Raw genomic sequence first — 18,153 nt, forward strand, 5'->3', positions numbered from 1 at the left:
GTTGCCTATTAGTAGGTAGCAGCAGCATTTTTTATTAAATATCCTATATCGCTAACTAAAACTAACTTAACTACCAAATGAAGAAACTATACCTTGCAGCACTATTGGCGCTGGGCGGCCTTGCGGATGCTACTGCACAGCAGGATCCTCATTACACACAGTACATGTATAACATGAACGTGATTAACCCGGCATACGCCGGTAGTAAGGAAAACCTATCTTTCGGGTTATTATACCGTAAGCAGTGGGTTGACATTGAAGATTCACCCACTACGATGACCTTTTCAGGGAGCAGCCCTGTAGGTAAGAACGTAGGTTTGGGATTATCGGTTATCAATGACAAGATTGGTCCTGTAGAGGAGACCAATGCATACGCAGATTTCTCTTATACGCTAAACTTAGGTGGCGAGCACCGTTTGGCATTAGGATTAAAAGCGGGAGCTACTTTTCACAAAGTAGGTTTATTTACAGACATTGGACGTGACAATGTACCGCAACCGGGCGACCCTGCCTTTAGCGAAGACATCAGCAGGACATACTTTAACGTAGGTGCAGGTTTCTTTTACTACACCCAGAAGTATTATCTAGCGTTCTCGGTACCAAACATGCTTAAGAGCAAGCACCTTGATTACAGGGATGTTAACGGTACAAAGCAATTCGGATCAGAGACATCACACTACTTCTTAACAGGAGGTTATGTATTCCAGTTGGGCGATAACCTAAAGATGAAACCATCATTCATGTTAAAATCATCATTTGATGTATCACCATCAGTAGACGGATCGTTAAACTTCTTATTCTTTGAGCGTTTTGAGATAGGGGCAACTTACAGGCTTGATGATAGTTTTGGAGGAATGGTAAACTTTGCCATTACACCAAACCTAAGGATAGGTTATGCGTATGACCACATTGTGTCAGACCTTAATGTAACTACGCCTGCATCACACGAGGTAATATTACTGTTTGACCTGAACTTCCCTAAAAAAGTATCACGTTCACCACGTTATTTCTAATAACCTAAGTTAGCAACATGAAAAAATTATATATTTCCTTAAGTCTGCTTATGGCTATGTCTGTAGCAGCACAAAATAAAGACACCGAATCGGCAGATAAACTGTTTGCTAAGTTTGAATACCTGGATGCCGCCAAAGCTTACGAAAAGCTGGCATCAAAAGGTAAAGATCCTTACGTATACAAACAAATTGCAGAAAGCTACTATAACCTTTTTAGCGCAAAAGAGGCTACCAAATGGTACGCAAAACTTATAGAAGTTAAAAAAGACCAGGATGCCGAGACCTACTACCGTTATGCACAAATGCTAAAAGTAGAGGGCCGTTACGAAGAGGCCAATAAGCAAATGCAAAAATTTGCATCATTGGCGCCACAGGACCAAAGGGCAGTGTTGTTTAATCAGGATCCTGATTACCTGCCAAAACTTAAAACGCAGACAAAGTTATATGACGAGAAGATTCTTGACATTAACGACGCTAAATATGCCGATTTTGGTGGTTTTGTGACAGATGACAATACGTTTTATTTTGCGAGTACACGTAATACAGCCAGAAGAACATATGGCAGGAACGAGGAACCGTACATGGATATTTACACATCTACATACAATACAAACGGCTCACTTAGCGAACCTACTCCCCTTTCTGAACTTAATACAAAATGGCACGACGGGCCTGTATCTGTAACAGGCGACGGAAACACCATGTATTTTGCAAGCGAAAGTTTTAAAGAAGGTAGCTTTGAAAAAGAAACTCCGGGACAAAGAACAGGGCTTATTTACCTTTTTGTTGCTACAAAAGAAAATGGCAAATGGGGCAATGTCAGGGCTGTACCTTTCAATGAAAAAAAATTCTCTACCGGTAACCCCTCTGTAACAAAAGATGGCAAAACACTTTATTTTGCATCGAACAGGCCGGGATCTACAGGAGGAAGTACTGATATCTGGAAAGTAGAAGTTTTGGGTAACAACAAATATGGTAAGCCTGAAAACCTTGGGAAAAAAGTAAATACAGAAGGCAGGGAAAACTTTCCGTACATAACAGACGACAATAAACTATTCTTTGCCTCTGAAGGCAGAAAAGGTTTTGGTGGTATGGATATCTTCCTGATAGACCTCAATAAGGGTACCGAAGCTATAAACGTTGGTCTTCCGGTAAACTCCCCTAAAGACGACTTTGCCTTTACGTTTAATAACAGCAAAAACATTGGTTTCTTTAGCAGCAACAAAGCAGGTAAAGACAACCTTTACCAAGCTACCCCTATTTGCGGCGTAGAAGCTGTTGTAACGGTTAAAGATGTAAAAACAGGCAAAGTACTGGCTAACGCTACTGTAGCAATTCTCGACGACAAAAACAACGTAATAGAAACCACTACTGCCGATGCTAATGGTGTAGCCACTTATAATGTAGATTGCGACAGGGCTTATGTTATACAGGCATCTAAAGAAGGTTACCTGCAAAGTACCTTCCCGGTTGCAAAATCTAAAGAACGTATAGTAAATATCGCTGCCGATCTTGTTCCGGTTGAAACCCTTATTGTTGGCGATGTAGTTCAGCTTAAAGATATTTATTTTGAATACGACAAGAGTAATATAACACCTGAAGGCGCAGCAGAACTTGACAAACTCGTTCAGGTAATGAAAGCGAAGCCAAATATGGTAATTATGGCTAAAGCACATACCGATAACAGAGGAAGTGCCGAATATAACCTTGCCCTATCTGACCGCAGGGCGAAAGCAATGGCACAGTATGTAATTTCTAAAGGTATAGACAGCGCAAGGCTATCCGGACAGGGTTATGGCGAGAGCCAGCCGAAAGTAAAATGCGAAACTTGTACTGAAGAGCAGCATGCACAAAACAGAAGGATTGAATTCCTCATCGTTAAAAAATAATTCTGTTTAAAATGTTCAGCTAAAACCTCCCACTTCAGGGAGGTTTTTTTATTTAAATAGTCTTGTAATGAAAAATAACTTAAAATGGTTTTAAAATTTATGAAAACCTTGTTTTACAATTTCATAACGCTTTAGTAATTTTGTTTTCGCTAAATATTTATCTGATGCCTTTAGATCTGACAGAAATTGAACGTGTAAAAACCATCAGCAGAGATGACTTTTACAACAATTATGTAAAGAAGCAGAAACCTGTTGTTATTGAACAACTTACCCACGATTGGCCAGCTTATGAAAAATGGAAGCTTAACTATATAAAAGACATAGCAGGAGATAAAACAGTGCCTTTGTATGACGACCGCCCGGTATCACACAAAGATGGTTTTAATGAGGCACATGCCAAGATGAAAATGTCTGAATATATAGAGCTTTTGCAGTCTAAGCCTACCAACTACAGGATATTTCTTTACAACCTTATGAAGGAAGTACCTTCATTAAAAAACGACTTTAAGTGGCCCAACATAGGGCTACGGCTTGTAAAGCAACTGCCTATGTTGTTTTTTGGAGGCGAAAACTCTAAAGTGTTTATTCATTATGATATAGATTATTCTAACATACTGCATTTTCATTTTCACGGTAAAAAACGCTGTATCCTTTTCGATCCGGCCCAAACTCCATACCTGTACAAAGTTCCGCATGCATTAATATCGAGGGAAGACATTGATTTTGACAATCCGGACTTTGATAAATGGCCTGCACTTAAGCAGGCTAAAGGCCTTGTAGCCGACTTGGAACATGGCGAAATGCTGTACATGCCCGAAGGATACTGGCACTACATGAAATATGTAACACCGGGATTCTCTATGAGCCTAAGGGCTTTCCCTAGAAAAGTAACCAATCTGGGCAAGGCTGTATATAATCTACTAATTATGAGGCATTTTGATAATCTAATGAGGCGATATAAAGGCCAGGCATGGATAGACTATAAAAATCAGCAGGCAGTGGTTAACACCCACAAAAAGTTAAACTTACCGGTATAAAGACACATCCCATTCTTAGAATGGGATTTCTTTTTACCTTTAGCACGAATTAAGCCAGCACAATGTATAAATCGTATACGGTAGAAGAAGCCACAAAAAAACTGGAGCACTATTGCGCTTACCAGGAACGCTGCCATGACGAAGTTATACAAAAGCTGAAAAGCTATAACATGATACCACAGGCTATTGATACTATCGTGGTACATCTGCTGGACAATAATTTTTTAAATGAAGAGCGTTTTGCCTGTAGTTTTGCCCGTGGAAAATTTAGAATTAAGCATTGGGGCAAGCGAAGGATAACCAATGAGCTAAAAGCCCGAAATATTTCTAAATATAATATTGACAGGGCATTAAAAGAAATAAGCACAGATGAATATTATACTACATTTCATCTGATAGCCGATAAACAGTGGGAAATAATTACAGAAGTGAATATAATGAAGAAGAAAAAAAAGGTCATGGATTATTTACTAAGAAAAGGATATGAAAGTAATATCGTACAGGAAAAGCTAAGCGATTTATCATAATATTTTTTTACTAAACTATAAATTCAAAATTCACAAAATTTTGTTAATTTGCAGTTGCCAATTACCCAAAAATACTTAACCTAATGCCGCGTGCTATGGTAAAAAAACTACACATCCCCCTGTTATTTGTAGTTGCATTTTCATTTGCCCAAAATGAGGGCTACGACTTTAAAGCTGCCGAAAATTTGGCAGGAAGACTTGTTTATAATACTCCCGAAAAAGCACTCCAAATTATAAAGAAAACCCTTGCGCAGAAAGATGCGCATGATACTATTTATGGTGCTTCTTACAACTTGTATGGCACCTATTACGGTGTAAAAGGAAAGCCGGATTCCACTATTTACTACGTTAAAAAATCGCTTAAATATCTGGACGGCTACCCTAAGCTTAAGGTGAAGAGCCTTATGAACCTTGCCCTTGGCTATAGGAATAAAGGGGATTATAATAAATCTATAAACTTACTGGAAGATGCCGTTGCAATTCACCAAAAGCTGAAAAACAATACAGGCCTTGCCACCGCATATAGTGAACTGGCTAACAATTATAGCTACATGACCGATTATAAAACATCGGTAGATTTTCTTGTAAAGGCTATTAATCTGCTTAAAACAGACAAGAACAATAAACAACTGCCCGCTATAAAGCAAAAGCTTGCCAATACGTACCTGGCACAGCACAATTATGAATTTGCAATAGATCTTTACAGGGATTGCCTAAAAGATTTTAAAGCGGCTGATACAGACCAAAACTATTACCTTACACTTGTTAATCTTGGTAATGCTTTATCGCGTGCTAAAAAATACACAGAAGCAAGGCGTATTTTAAATGAAGCCGCAAATGGCCTTCAAACTTTTAATAACAGCGAACTTAAAGGCTTAAGTGCTTTTAGGATGGGCGAGCTGGAAGAAATGCAGGGACAAAATGCGAAAGCAGGTAATTTGTACAGCAATGCTATAGAAAATCTTAATAAAACCAAGTCGGTACATCTTATAGGCATGGGCGGGTCGTACATAAGATACCTCAATGATAAAAAGGATCATGAAAATGCCCTTAAGATCATTAGTATTGTTGAAGCTTCTAAAAAATTCAGGTATGCTACCCGTGAAGATCAGCTTACTTACCAAAATGCTATAGCCGATACTTACAAAGCAACTAATAATGACAAAGCGGCGATAAACGCCTATCAGAATACCATAACAATAATGGATTCTATTGCCAAGGTGCAGAAAGATGCTTCAATACAGGAAATCCAGGCAAAATTTCAGACAGAATTGCAACGTGAAAAAAACATAGCGCTAGAGGCCAACAATATGGCGTTGCAAAAGGAAATGGAAACCGAAAAGATGCTTATGCTTTTGTATGCATTTATAAGCTTATCTATCATTGTGCTTATACTGCTTTTCTTAAGGGGTTACTGGCTTAGAAACCGCCTTCAGAACGAAGAGCTCAAATCTATAGAGACGGAGAAAAATCTTATTCAGCAGCAGCACCAGCATGAGCAGGAACTTACCAATGCCCAAAAGGAAATTATAGAGGAAAAACAACGTGAATTAACTTCTACGGCACTGAGAATGGCTAATTATCAGGACAGCATTAGTGAGATTATAAACAAATGTGCCAATAATGCCGATATTAAAATAGCAGACGTTAAAAAAGACCTGCAGCACCTAATGAAACAAAAGGACTACTGGAAACAGTTTGAAACCCGTTTTAATAACCTGCATCCCGAATTTGGTGCTAATCTTAGTAACAGATTTGCTAAGCTTACTAAAAATGACATCGAGTTTTGCTCTCTGCTTAAACTTAATATGAGCAATAAAGAAATAGCGTCTTTACTACAGATATCGCACGAAAGTGCTATTACGAAAAAGTACAGGATTAAAAAGAAAATGGAGATTAATGATGATGCGGAATTCGAAAAACTTCTTACGGAAATTTAGCATAAAACAGCTTCTACTGTTTTTGCTGCTTGTTTGTCCTGTACTTATAAAGGCTCAGGATAAAGCTTTTAACTACAAGGCTGTAGAAGGCAAGATAAAGAAATACATTTATTCTGCCCCGGACAGCACGCGCTATTATCTTAATTATGCACTGGGTCAGAAGGTACTTCCGGACAGTATACGAGGAAACCTGTTAAACATTTACGGTATTTATTACATGAATCTTGGCAAGATGGACTCATCCATAGTCTACTACAAGAAATCGCTGTCTGCACTAAAAAATTATCCCCGAATAAGGGTAATGCCTTTAATGAACATTTCGGTAGCTTACAGAAACAAAGGTGAGTATGACACATCATTTCAGCATCTTGAGGACGGTCTTGAACTATGTAAAAAATTTGGACTAAAATCTAATCAGGCCAATATTTACAGCAACATGGCATCTAACTACCAATACATGCTTCAATATGACAAAGCTATAGAATATCTCCTGAAAGGTATAAATCTTTTAAAGAATGAAGAAGACAAGACATACCTGACAGGCCTTAGGCAGAAGCTGGCCAATACATACATGAAAATGGAAAACTTTACGTTTGCCAAAGACTTGTATGCCGAATGTCTGGCGTCTTTTAAAGCTGCAAACGATATTAAAAATCATTCGCTTACGCTGATCAACTATGCAGAATGCGTTAAGCATATGGACGAACTCGACAATGCAAAACGCGCCCTTAAAGAAGCAATAGTGCAGCTCAGCCAGGTCAATAACAATCCCAACCTCGCGATTGCTTACTCTAAATTGGCTAGCATTGCTAATATAGAAAAGAGAAAAAACGATGCCTACAAAAACTATAGTGCAGCCCATACAATACTTTTGCAGGAAAATTCATTAAATGTTGTTATTATTGCAGCAGAATTTATTGAGGTACTAAATGCACAGAAGAAATACGAAGAGGCTCTAAAAATTATTGAGACAACAAAAAAAGCACCTATCTTTAAAAGCGCAAATTCTGAGGATATGCTACGTTTTGAAGTAGCTGCCGCAGAAACGTTTAAAAACACACACAACGAAAAAGAAGCCCTTGAAGGCCTTACAAATGCATTGTTGACAAAAGATTCGGTAACTGCCAGTAACAATAGTGGCTATGTAAACGAAATGCAGGCTAAATTTCAGAATGAATTACAGAATGAAAAGAACCTTGCCCTCAAAGCAAAAAACAACAGGCTGCAAAAAGAGGTAGAAGCAAGAAGTAAGCTAACAAAAATGTATGTTTTTGCCAGCCTTGTTTTAATAATTATGGTATTGCTGCTGCTTAGAAGCTTATGGCTTAAAAGCAGGCTGACAAACCAGGCCTTTAAGAGTCTGGAGGCAGAAAAAAGTCTTATAGAAATACAGAAGGAGCATGAACATGAATATGCAAATGCATTAAAGGAAATAATAGATGAAAAGCAAAAGGAGCTATCATCTACCGCATTAAAAATGGCTGATTACCAGAATAGCATTAATACTATTATTGAAAAATGTGGCAATGATGCTACTGTTACAGATATAAAACAGGAATTGCAGCATTTAATAAAGCAAAAAGATTACTGGAAACAGTTCGAAAAACGCTTTAGAAGCCTGCACCCCGAATTTGAAAACACATTAACAAAACGCTTTTACAAGCTTACTAAAAACGACATTGAATTTTGTTCTTTACTTAAACTAAATTTATCCAATAAAGAGATAGCCTCTCTTTTACAGATATCGCACGAAAGTGCAATTACAAAAAAGTACAGGATAAAAAAGAAAATGGAAATTAACGATGATGCAGAATTTGAAAAAATGCTCATGGACATTTAATCTCCGCATAATCACTCCTGTGATTATGCTGTTGTTTTCTATTGCAACTACTGCACAATCTAAAAAATGCAGTTATCAGGATCTTTGGCTTAAAGCCGACTATAAGAATTTAAAACATGCTAAAACTGAAAAAGACAGGTACGCCAAAATTCTCAAAACAAAAAAGCTTCACGATACTGTCTATGCCAAAGCAAACAATGTAACCGGCCTTTACCATGATTTTTCGGGAAATGCAGATTCGGCAATTACATGCTTTAAGCGATCGCTTACTTTTTTAAAGAAGTATCCGGGAAAACAGGTTGCTGTTATGATAAATCTGGGCACTGAGTATAATATCACCGGCGATTTTAAAAACGCACTTATTTGGGCAAACAAAGCCCTGAAACTATCTCAAAAACATCCTAACGACTTTAAACAAGCGCAGGTATATCACCTGATGGCTGCATCATACCTATATATGGGCGATGTAGAAAAATCGTTAAGTAATATACTGAAAGGCATAAAAATACTGGAAACCAGAAACGACCATTGCTATCTGCCACAGTTAAAATTAACGCTTGCAGGGAGCTATCTTCAGTCGAACAACTATCGCTTTGCTGCCGACCTTATTGAAGAATACCTTAACGCCAACAAAGACCAAAAAGACAATAAAATTTATGCAATAGCAACTGTTAACTATACCGAGAACCTAATAGAACTTGGCCAGAAAGAAAAGGCACTGCAATTGCTTAATGAGATAATACCGTACGTAAAACAATCGGGAGATAAAGAGCTTGAAGCTGTTTTGTATGCTAAAGTTGCCTACATACATGATATTAGCGGCAATACACAAATGGCGTTAGAGGCATTTGACAGGGCGTATATTCTGTTATCGGAAAAGAAGTCTAAGTATTCTATGCTTATTATAAGCAACTACATAGAAACACTTAATGCCTCAAAAAAATACGATTTGGCCATACAGGTGATAAATGAATTCAGGAAATCGGCCGCCTATCGTAAAAGCCATCTTCACGAGAAGTTTGAATATGAAAAAGCTGTTGCTGCCATATATGAAGAAACAGGCAACACGAAAGAAGGGCTTATAGCTTACAAACGTGCAATGAATATGTGCGACACATTGCGCCAGTGGAAAAATGGCAGCATTACCGAGATGCAGGCTAAATTTCAGACAGATTTTCAGCGTGAAAAAAACACTATACTCTCTTCTCATAATGACGACCTTATAAAGAAAGTAGAGACAGAACAGCGACTTTTGGTAATGTACCTTGTTACAATGCTAGTCGTGATTATTCTTATTCTTCTTTTTCTAAGGGCTTATTGGCTTAAAAATAAATTACAGAAGGAGGAATTAAAATCTGTAGAAAATGAAAAAAGCTTTTTAGAACAGCAACATGAACTTGAATTACAGCTTAGCCACTCGCAAAAGCAAATCATTGATGAGAAACAGCGTGATGCCACAGCCATGGCATTGCAAATGGCTAATTACTACGACAGCTTATATTCTGTAATTGCAAAATTGGACACCGGCGCATTTTCTAAACTGACAGATGTAAAAAAAGAGCTTCAGCATTTAATCCGTCAAAAAGATTACTGGAAAGAATTTGAGGTACGATTCAAAAATGCAAATCCGTACTTTGAGAATAAACTGATGGATCGTTTTCCGGTACTAACCCGAAACGACATTCAGTTTTGTTCACTTCTAAAAATTAATCTGTCGTATAAAGAAATCGCATCTCTTTTACAAATTTCTTACGAAAGTGCTGTTACAAAAAAGTACAGGATTAAAAAGAAAATGGGCATAAATGACGATGAAGAATTTGAGAAAATGCTCACAGAAATTTAACCGCATTTTTAAAGCAGTCAAAATTTTATAAAATTGAATTTTCTGTTAACATAGTACAATTTTCTACTGACTGTCTATGCATTTTGTCTATTAAAACGCTTCATAATCTGAAACTAACTGATAATCAGCATAAAAAAATAACGCTATTTTGAAACTGTCTATACTTTGTCTATTAATATTTTGTTAAAGGATATGTTTTTTTGCTGTTACTTTGTCTCAGAAATAATAGAACGACAGCCCTTACAAAATGTAGTTTGTTATTTCTTTAAAAATATAACCTTAAACTAGTGACTAAATAAATATTTAAGAATTTTCGGTATGCTGTCATTTTGCCCCCATGGCAGTATACAAACCTTTGAAATGTAAAACGCGCCCCCCGTTCTACATTTTTTGCCCCCAAGCAGTGAAACATCTGATTAGTGAAATGTAGTTATTTTTTGTGCCCCCAAAACTTACCTATTCCATTATAGTAATTATTTATAGCTACAATTATGTGTGCATAATATATAATTTGTACTTTTGAAACTGATAATAAGTTATTCCCCCCCAAATGACTATTTACATACACAACGTAATAGCTAAATTGCTATTTACTTTACTATTGTTATTGCCTGTTGCAGGCTTTTCTCAGGATACCGGTATCTACTGTAGTTCTTCAACTACATGGAACGGAACTAACTGGAGTAATGGTCAACCATCTGCAAATAAAGATGTTATCTTTAATGGCAACTATACTTTTAACGGTGAAACACTAAATGCCTGTTCCCTTTTTGTATTAGACGGTGCAAATGTGCTTTTTACAGAAAAAGCCAACGCTGTTATTGTTCATAATGTAACTGTTGCGCAAACCGCGACTCTTATATTTGAAAGCGATAGCAACCTGATACAGACGCTTGGAGACAAAAACACAGGAAAAGTTACGGTAAAACGAAAATCATCTAAAGTAAAAAAAGACGATTTTACATTATGGTCTTCTCCGGTTATCGGACAAACCCTTCTTGGATTTTCTCCACAGACACTTACCAATCGTTTTTACACGTACAACTCAACAGAAAACATTTACAACACTGTACAAACGCCTGCTACAACTACTTTTGAAGCAGGAAAAGGCTACCTTATCCGTATAGGTGAAGATCATTCTGAATCTCCGGAAAAATGGGAAGCTACATTTACAGGCGTTCCAAACACAGGCGAAGTAACCATTCCGTTAAGCTATGTTAACGACACTAAAGCGTACAATGCAGTTGGAAATCCATATCCATCACCAATCAGCGTGACACGTTTTCTAAACGATAACAGCAACGTTATAGACGGTACTTTGTGGTTATGGAGAAAAACAGATGATCCTGCAAAATCGAGCTATGCAGCACTTACAAAACTAGGTTACCAGGCTAACACCCCCTACGATAGCAATAATTCAATACAGAATCCGTACCTATTGGATGCAGAAGGAATTATAAATACCGGCCAAGGCTTTGTTGTTAAGGCTAAAGTAGCAAAAGACCTTGTATTTAATAATACTATCCGTAAGGCTGTAAATACAGATATATTCTTTCGTACTGCGACCGAATCAGATCCTGTTACCGTAAGCCGTTTCTGGCTTAACGTTACAGCTAACAACGTATTCTCGCAAACCTTAATAGGTTACACACCGGAAGCCACAATTGATTTTGATTATGGTATGGATGGTGAGTCTATTATGGATGGCGGCATCACATTTTACAGCATTGCCGCAGGTAAAAATTTAGCAATACAGGCACGCCCTGCGTTTACAGCATCAGACGTTGTACGTATGGGTTTTAAAGCACAGTCGGCAGGCACATTTACAGTAGCTCTAGACCACATGGACGGACTGTTTGCGCAAGGCCAGGACATTTACTTAAAAGACAAAACAACCGGTGCAATACATGACCTTACTAACGGAAGCTACAGCTTTACGTCAGCTGCAGGTACATTTGAAGACAGGTTTACGATAGTGTACACCCAGACTTTGGGAACGAACAATCCGGGGAATGAATTTAATGAAGTTATTGTATATAGCAGTAACAACAAGCTTAAGATAGAATCTACAGAGCAAATACAATCGGTTGTTGTATATGACTTACTTGGCAGGACATTATTTGAGAACAATAATATAAATGATGTAACCTTTGCAAGCGACCAGATAAATACTAAGCAGGTTATTATCGCCAAAATCACACTTAGCAATACTAGTGTTATCTCAAAAAAAATAATACCTCAGTTATAAAAGCTTAGCCATAATGGCATTCAGAATAATTTCTGATTTAAGATTAATTATATTGGGTAAGGCCTTTATAATTATTTAGTAAATTTTTTAGTTGGAATAAACCCGGAGCGTTTAATTACGTTGCGGGTTTTTATTTTTGCGAAAAGTGTAAAAAAATGCTTTAAAATAGCTTTTTAAGTATCTAAAAATCACAGATACATGATGTATCAACACTTTACGTTCTTAAACTATTTGCGATATTTTTAAAGTATTTTGTTAAAATTAAATATAATGTGTAAATTTGATATGAAAAATATCTATTATTTAAATATATTGAGTTACTTATAAATAATTAGCAAATCTTCAGCCCCACCTTATTAAATGCTTACATATCAATATATTTGCAAAAAGTTTAAATAATTTTTAATTTATAATATTCATAAATTAAATAAAGATACTCCCACGGAGAACAATAGTTATGGGCCTCGCTCATAATGTTTTAGTAATTTTTTAGTTGGATGCAGAATCCCGGGGTAGTAGCCGGGATTCTATTTTTTTTTTTCAATTACGTAATTTTATATTTGCAACATTTCTCCATGAAAAATACGTGCCCCATCGTTTTATATGTACGCATAATTTTAATATAATATTATCACAAACGGGTTATATAATGACTAATTTTGATATAAAGTATTAAAAATTAACACGTTTTTACTGATTATGGACACCTTACGCGTACCCAATTACATTAAAACGGTTTACATAGCACTACTAATTATCATTATTGTTTTTTTCATGATAATTGCAAAGAAGCTGCTTGTGCCGTTACTTATTTCAGGATATATTGCCATGCTGCTAACCTCACCGTGCAATGCATTGGAAAGAAGAAAAATTCCAAGGTCGGTAAGTGCTGCAATATGCCTTATAATATTCATGACAGTTATCGGGGGTATACTGTTCTTTATATACCTTCAGGTTCGTGGTTTCATGGGCGATATTGGGGGCGATCTTTCTACAAAAGTAAATTCGTTTGTTATTGAGGCTAACAAGTGGACCATGGATAATTTTGGGTTTGACCTCGGTATGCCAAATGGTTTTGAAATGAAAAAAGCCGTGGAGATCGTTCAGCCGGAAAATGGAAAGCCCACGCAAATTATATTTAGCACACTAAGCACGGTTTCAGATATTATTCTACTTCCTGTGTTTATATTCTTCCTGCTTATTTACCGCGATCATCTGGCCGTATTTATTACAAAGGTATTTAGCAAACAGGACAATAATTTTCTATTGGAGAAGCTTACGTCTATTCGTAAAATTGTACACGCCTATATAATGGGTGCAGGAAAAGTAATGTTGATACTTGCGGTAGTAAACACAGGTATACTATTAGCTCTAGGTATTAAGCATGCCATATTTTTCGGTGTATTATCGGGGCTACTGAACATTATTCCATACCTGGGACCTTCGCTGAGCGTGGTATTACCTTTCACATTCGCTTTAATGACAAAAGACACATTATTTTACCCCATAGCAGTACTAGCATCATTTACACTGGTACAATTACTTGAGGGCGCTTATTTAACGCCTAAAATCACCGGAAGTAATGTTAATCTTAATGCCTTGGTTACGTTTCTTGGCTTACTTATTGGTGGCGCTATATGGGGGGTAACAGGCATGATATTGATAATACCAACTATTGCTATTCTTAAGAAACTATTTGAACTGAGTCCCGATACACAGCCATATGCTTACCTCTTTGGAGAGGAAGACAACAACTGGTTTAAAAAGAGGGAAAGAAGGTCGAAAAGGCCGCCTGCAGAGAAAGAACAGGATGAAAAGACTACACGCAAGGTAAAAAAGATAATGAAGAAGGATGATTAACTAGCATATCGCACAAAGGCGCTTTAAGCGATTTTCTGTATGCGTAACCTATACTTTCATGAAAAGGAAATAACTACACAGCACATATAAGGTTAAACACGTACAATGAAATATATGTGTAGTTTATATAGTAGTCACTACAGCAATGCTATAAAAATATAATTCGATATAACACATACCAAATTTAATAGAATCCTACTAAAACTACTTTAGCAGGATTTTTTTATGTTTACCTAATAGTAATTATTGTTTATCGATAATTTTAATATATTTGCGTCAGTATAACTACAGAAATTTTAAAACCAATTCCATGAAACGACTGCCAATATTAAAGACACTTACCGACATACTTTTTGTACTATCTGTAATCATCATGTTTTTTACTGTACCATTTGCATTTATATTGGCGGTAATGCCGCAAATGATCCCCTTTGAACTATTCGACGTTGCCCCAACAGATATACCGACCGGAGAAGTTATTGCCTTATTCATCGCTATCCCGGGGCTGGTGTTATATATGTACGCCCTGTATTTGTTCCGTAATACACTCACTCTCTTTAAAAAAAATAAATTTTTCGACAATCAGGTAATTATTAACTTCGACCGTATTGGCAAGGCTATAATCGCCGGATTTTTTATAACAACGATGCCCCTATATTTTTATACAATGTTTGCAGAAACGGTATTGCTGCTAAAAAACGATGAAAGCTGGTTTACAGGAGATACCTTATTCACCCTTGTGCTTGGATTATTTTTTATTGTGCTTAGTGAGGTGTTCCGAACTGCCAAAGCAATGCAGGAAGAAAACGACCTAACCGTTTAATTATGCCAATAATCATAAACCTCGATGTAATGCTGGCCAAACGTAAGATGCGCTCAAACGAACTGGCAGACAAAGTAGGCATAACCACAGCCAACCTATCCATCCTAAAAACCGGTAAAGCAAAAGCTATCCGGTTTTCAACGTTAGAAGCAATCTGCAAGATTCTAGAGTGCCAGCCCGGCGATATAATGGAGTATATTGAAGACGGTAATGAATCTAATGAAGTATGATTGCACTATTTTTATTAGCATATGTATTGCTTGCTTTTTTTGCAATAGTGGCTATTTTTGAAAAAAACCTAAAATTACATATCATCATTGTCTCGATTATGTATGCATACTATTGCTACTTATGGTACGATCGATTATTTTTGTCACATAATGTTAAACCGGCATGGATCGGGTTTTCACTACTACTGAATACAATATTTACCGCACCATTTTATGTTATTTTCCACATCCTCGCCATATATAAATCTTGGAACACAAAAAATAAAACAATAGTCTGTATAAACATTATCGGACTACTTTTATGCATCATTCACATAATCAACCTAATAACATAACTTTGTACAAAAAAGCCCTATTTCGCTACGCTGATAGGGCTTTCAGTTTATATTTCGTGGAGGACTAACCCCATATATTAAATATTGAATTGCTAAGAGTAAATTTTATAATTCAAGTGATTGCAATATGTCATTCTTTCTTTAGCAATAGTAAACGCATCATCTTCTCCTTACTCTTACATAATGTAGCTTCAGTAATATTATAAAGCTTTTTATCCCTTATTTTCAGATTAAGGTCATCAATTGAAGTCTCAGTATAATCCAGGATAAGAATTCTACCATTAACACTCCATATTCCTGAATGCTCTTTACTATTAATAGTATATAAAAAAGTACTGTCTTTTTTAATTATAAGCTTTATATAATCGTCGGGTATTTCTAAGAATGGATAATATCCTTTTAAATACATTAAACGTACAGCTTCCATACTTGTAGCTCTCCTGCTCACATAAGTACCCACAACTGTTTTTTCCTTAAGGCAAAATGCCAACAAAGAAACAATTATAATAATAAAGCCTCTATAGAATTTCATATTGGATTTAATTATTTACAATACAAGGGTAAATAATTAAATCACACAAAAACCAAGTAGATTTACCTGATTCATAAATTAAAAAAAGCCCTATCTCGCTACGCGGATAGGGCTTTTACTTTATATTTCGTGGAGGGATTAACCTACCAGGATAATAATTCTGTTGTCTTTAAGCTCCAGAGTACCTGATGTTATTGGCAAAAGGAATTTCTGGTCTTTGTCTGACTTTTGGAACTTAACCGAGAACTCGGTGTTTGTTTTAAAATCAGGCACTGCGATCTTGATGTTACCTTCTGTTAATATTGAAACAATATTAGCGTGGTTATTCAACATCTGGAATTCGCCATCTACACCCGGAACCGTTACCGATGTAACGCCTCCTTTAAACAAATGGCCTTCCGGAGATACTATTTCTAATAATAACATACTTTTTAGTTATTTTAGTTGTCGGTTGTCGGTTGTCGGAAGCTTTTGGCAGCCGTCAACAATCAACCATCAACCAATTACGCTTCAGCTAACATTTTCTGTCCTGCCTCGATAACGTCTTCAATGGTACCTTTAAGGTTGAAAGCCGCTTCCGGAAGGTGGTCAAGTTCACCATCAATGATCATGTTGAATCCTTTGATCGTGTCTTTGATATCTACAAGTACCCCAGGGATACCTGTAAACTGTTCAGCAACGTGGAACGGCTGAGAAAGGAAACGCTGAACACGACGAGCGCGTGATACAGATAGTTTATCTTCCTCTGAAAGCTCTTCCATACCAAGGATCGCGATGATATCCTGAAGCTGTTTGTATTTTTGAAGAATTTCTTTAACTCTTTGTGTACAGTTGTAGTGCTCATCACCAAGAATTTGCGGTGTAAGTATCCTTGAAGTTGAATCCAGAGGGTCAACCGCAGGGTAGATACCAAGCTCAGCAATTTTACGTGAAAGTACTGTTGTTGCATCAAGGTGGGCAAAGGTTGTAGCCGGTGCCGGGTCAGTTAAGTCATCCGCAGGAACGTAAACCGCCTGTACCGATGTAATTGAACCTTTTTTAGTTGATGTAATACGCTCCTGCATAGCACCCATCTCTGTTGCTAGTGTAGGCTGGTAACCTACCGCAGATGGCATACGTCCAAGAAGTGCAGACACCTCAGAACCTGCCTGTGTAAAACGGAAGATGTTATCAACGAAGAAAAGAACGTCTTTTCCTTGTCCGTCTCCGGCTCCGTCACGGAAGTACTCAGCGATTGTAAGACCAGAAAGCGCAACACGTGCACGTGCTCCTGGCGGCTCATTCATCTGGCCGAATACGAATGTAGCTTTAGACTGCCTCATACCTGGCTTGTCTACTTTAGCAAGGTCCCAACCACCGTTCTCCATAGAGTGCATGAACTCATCACCATACTTGATGATACCAGACTCAAGCATCTCACGAAGAAGGTCGTTTCCTTCACGTGTTCTTTCACCTACTCCAGCGAATACAGAAAGACCACCGTGACCTTTTGCAATATTGTTGATCAACTCCTGGATCAATACAGTTTTACCAACACCTGCACCACCAAATAATCCAATTTTACCACCTTTTGCATAAGGCTCGATAAGGTCGATTACTTTGATACCTGTGAATAAAACTTCCGATGAAGTTGATAGTTCTTCGAATTTAGGAGCCTGACGGTGAATTGGTAAACCATTCGCACCTTCTTTTGGCAAATCGCCAAGTCCGTCGATAGCGTCTCCAATAACATTAAACAAACGTCCGTAAACGTCAGCACCAATTGGCATTTGGATAGGAGCACCTGTACCGATAACTTCCTGGCCTCTGCTCATACCGTCAGTTGAGTCCATTGAGATAGTACGAACAGTGTCTTCACCTACGTGAGACTGTACTTCAAGGATTAATTTTGTACCATCTTTTTTAGTGATCTCTAATGAATCATAGATCTTAGGAAGCTCAGCGTTTTGGGTGTTAAACACCACGTCTACTACCGGCCCGATGATCTGTGCAACTTTTCCTATTACTTTAGACATTGCTTATGTATTTATTAAACA

The 18,153-nt window shown here is 37.2% G+C and carries 15 protein-coding genes; 12 read left to right on the top strand and 3 right to left on the bottom strand.

What is annotated here, in order from left to right; translation table 11 throughout:
- The first annotated feature begins 77 nt into the window (after positions 1-77).
- The 12 genes from ALW18_09110 (at position 78) to ALW18_09165 (ending at position 15,585) form a co-directional block, all read left to right on the top strand.
- A complete protein-coding gene (locus ALW18_09110) occupies positions 78-1,013 on the top strand; it encodes a hypothetical protein (protein AOE52651.1) in 936 nt (311 codons plus the stop codon).
- Positions 1,014-1,030: 17 nt separating this feature from the next.
- Positions 1,031-2,902, top strand: coding sequence for a cell envelope biogenesis protein OmpA (locus ALW18_09115; protein AOE52652.1), 1,872 nt, complete (start codon positions 1,031-1,033; stop codon positions 2,900-2,902).
- A gap of 164 nt (positions 2,903-3,066) precedes the next feature.
- Positions 3,067-3,939: a cupin gene (locus ALW18_09120; GenBank protein AOE52653.1), complete on the top strand. Its 873-nt coding sequence runs from the start codon at positions 3,067-3,069 to the stop codon at positions 3,937-3,939.
- A gap of 62 nt (positions 3,940-4,001) precedes the next feature.
- Complete coding sequence (locus ALW18_09125) at positions 4,002-4,466, top strand: recombinase RecX (protein AOE52654.1); 465 nt, start codon at positions 4,002-4,004, stop codon at positions 4,464-4,466.
- An 83-nt stretch (positions 4,467-4,549) separates the two neighbouring features.
- Positions 4,550-6,406, top strand: a complete 1,857-nt coding sequence (locus ALW18_09130; GenBank protein ID AOE52655.1) for a hypothetical protein — start codon at positions 4,550-4,552, stop codon at positions 6,404-6,406.
- Between the two features lie 22 nt (positions 6,407-6,428).
- Positions 6,429-8,246, top strand: coding sequence for a hypothetical protein (locus ALW18_09135; GenBank protein AOE52656.1), 1,818 nt, complete (start codon positions 6,429-6,431; stop codon positions 8,244-8,246).
- A 25-nt stretch (positions 8,247-8,271) separates the two neighbouring features.
- On the top strand, positions 8,272-10,089 hold the full coding sequence (locus ALW18_09140) for a hypothetical protein (protein AOE52657.1): 1,818 nt from the start codon (positions 8,272-8,274) through the stop codon (positions 10,087-10,089).
- A gap of 550 nt (positions 10,090-10,639) precedes the next feature.
- The gene (locus tag ALW18_09145; GenBank protein ID AOE52658.1) at positions 10,640-12,337 is read left to right on the top strand and encodes a hypothetical protein; all 1,698 of its coding nucleotides are present in this window, start codon (positions 10,640-10,642) and stop codon (positions 12,335-12,337) included.
- A gap of 699 nt (positions 12,338-13,036) precedes the next feature.
- Positions 13,037-14,197 (top strand): transporter, encoded by a 1,161-nt coding sequence (locus tag ALW18_09150; protein ID AOE52659.1) that lies wholly within the window; start codon positions 13,037-13,039, stop codon positions 14,195-14,197.
- Positions 14,198-14,507: 310 nt separating this feature from the next.
- Entirely contained in the window at positions 14,508-15,020 is a 513-nt protein-coding gene (locus ALW18_09155; protein AOE52660.1) for a hypothetical protein, read from the top strand.
- Between the two features lie 2 nt (positions 15,021-15,022).
- A complete protein-coding gene (locus ALW18_09160; GenBank protein ID AOE52661.1) occupies positions 15,023-15,250 on the top strand; it encodes a hypothetical protein in 228 nt (75 codons plus the stop codon).
- Positions 15,247-15,585, top strand: a complete 339-nt coding sequence (locus tag ALW18_09165; protein ID AOE52662.1) for a hypothetical protein — start codon at positions 15,247-15,249, stop codon at positions 15,583-15,585. Before ALW18_09160 ends, ALW18_09165 begins: the two co-directional genes overlap by 4 nt.
- Positions 15,586-15,715: 130 nt before the next feature.
- Here the strand turns inward: ALW18_09165 and ALW18_09170 are convergent, their stop codons facing one another.
- The 3 genes from ALW18_09170 to ALW18_09180 form a co-directional block, all read right to left on the bottom strand.
- Positions 15,716-16,117 carry a hypothetical protein gene (locus ALW18_09170; protein AOE52663.1) on the bottom strand — a complete coding sequence of 134 codons (402 nt, stop codon included), beginning with the start codon at positions 16,115-16,117 and terminating at the stop codon, positions 15,716-15,718.
- A gap of 138 nt (positions 16,118-16,255) precedes the next feature.
- Entirely contained in the window at positions 16,256-16,543 is a 288-nt protein-coding gene (locus ALW18_09175) for an ATP synthase subunit delta (protein AOE52664.1), read from the bottom strand.
- A gap of 77 nt (positions 16,544-16,620) precedes the next feature.
- Positions 16,621-18,132, bottom strand: a complete 1,512-nt coding sequence (locus ALW18_09180) for an ATP synthase subunit beta (GenBank protein AOE52665.1) — start codon at positions 18,130-18,132, stop codon at positions 16,621-16,623.
- Positions 18,133-18,153: the final 21 nt, after the last annotated feature.

The organism is Flavobacterium psychrophilum (genome assembly GCA_001708385.1).
GTDB lineage: Bacteria > Bacteroidota > Bacteroidia > Flavobacteriales > Flavobacteriaceae > Flavobacterium > Flavobacterium psychrophilum_A.

What these genes read in the sequence shown, in the direction of transcription:
- ALW18_09110 (AOE52651.1), top strand. Translation starts at nt 78, where the DNA reads ATGAAGAAACTATACCTTGCAGCACTATTGGCGCTGGGCGGCCTTGCG.
- ALW18_09115 (AOE52652.1), top strand. Translation starts at nt 1,031, where the DNA reads ATGAAAAAATTATATATTTCCTTAAGTCTGCTTATGGCTATGTCTGTA.
- ALW18_09120 (AOE52653.1), top strand. Translation starts at nt 3,067, where the DNA reads ATGCCTTTAGATCTGACAGAAATTGAACGTGTAAAAACCATCAGCAGA.
- ALW18_09125 (AOE52654.1), top strand. Translation starts at nt 4,002, where the DNA reads ATGTATAAATCGTATACGGTAGAAGAAGCCACAAAAAAACTGGAGCAC.
- ALW18_09130 (AOE52655.1), top strand. Translation starts at nt 4,550, where the DNA reads ATGCCGCGTGCTATGGTAAAAAAACTACACATCCCCCTGTTATTTGTA.
- ALW18_09140 (AOE52657.1), top strand. Translation starts at nt 8,272, where the DNA reads ATGCTGTTGTTTTCTATTGCAACTACTGCACAATCTAAAAAATGCAGT.
- ALW18_09145 (AOE52658.1), top strand. Translation starts at nt 10,640, where the DNA reads ATGACTATTTACATACACAACGTAATAGCTAAATTGCTATTTACTTTA.
- ALW18_09150 (AOE52659.1), top strand. Translation starts at nt 13,037, where the DNA reads ATGGACACCTTACGCGTACCCAATTACATTAAAACGGTTTACATAGCA.
- ALW18_09155 (AOE52660.1), top strand. Translation starts at nt 14,508, where the DNA reads ATGAAACGACTGCCAATATTAAAGACACTTACCGACATACTTTTTGTA.
- ALW18_09160 (AOE52661.1), top strand. Translation starts at nt 15,023, where the DNA reads ATGCCAATAATCATAAACCTCGATGTAATGCTGGCCAAACGTAAGATG.
- ALW18_09165 (AOE52662.1), top strand. Translation starts at nt 15,247, where the DNA reads ATGATTGCACTATTTTTATTAGCATATGTATTGCTTGCTTTTTTTGCA.
- ALW18_09170 (AOE52663.1), bottom strand. Translation starts at nt 16,117, where the DNA reads ATGAAATTCTATAGAGGCTTTATTATTATAATTGTTTCTTTGTTGGCA.
- ALW18_09175 (AOE52664.1), bottom strand. Translation starts at nt 16,543, where the DNA reads ATGTTATTATTAGAAATAGTATCTCCGGAAGGCCATTTGTTTAAAGGA.
- ALW18_09180 (AOE52665.1), bottom strand. Translation starts at nt 18,132, where the DNA reads ATGTCTAAAGTAATAGGAAAAGTTGCACAGATCATCGGGCCGGTAGTA.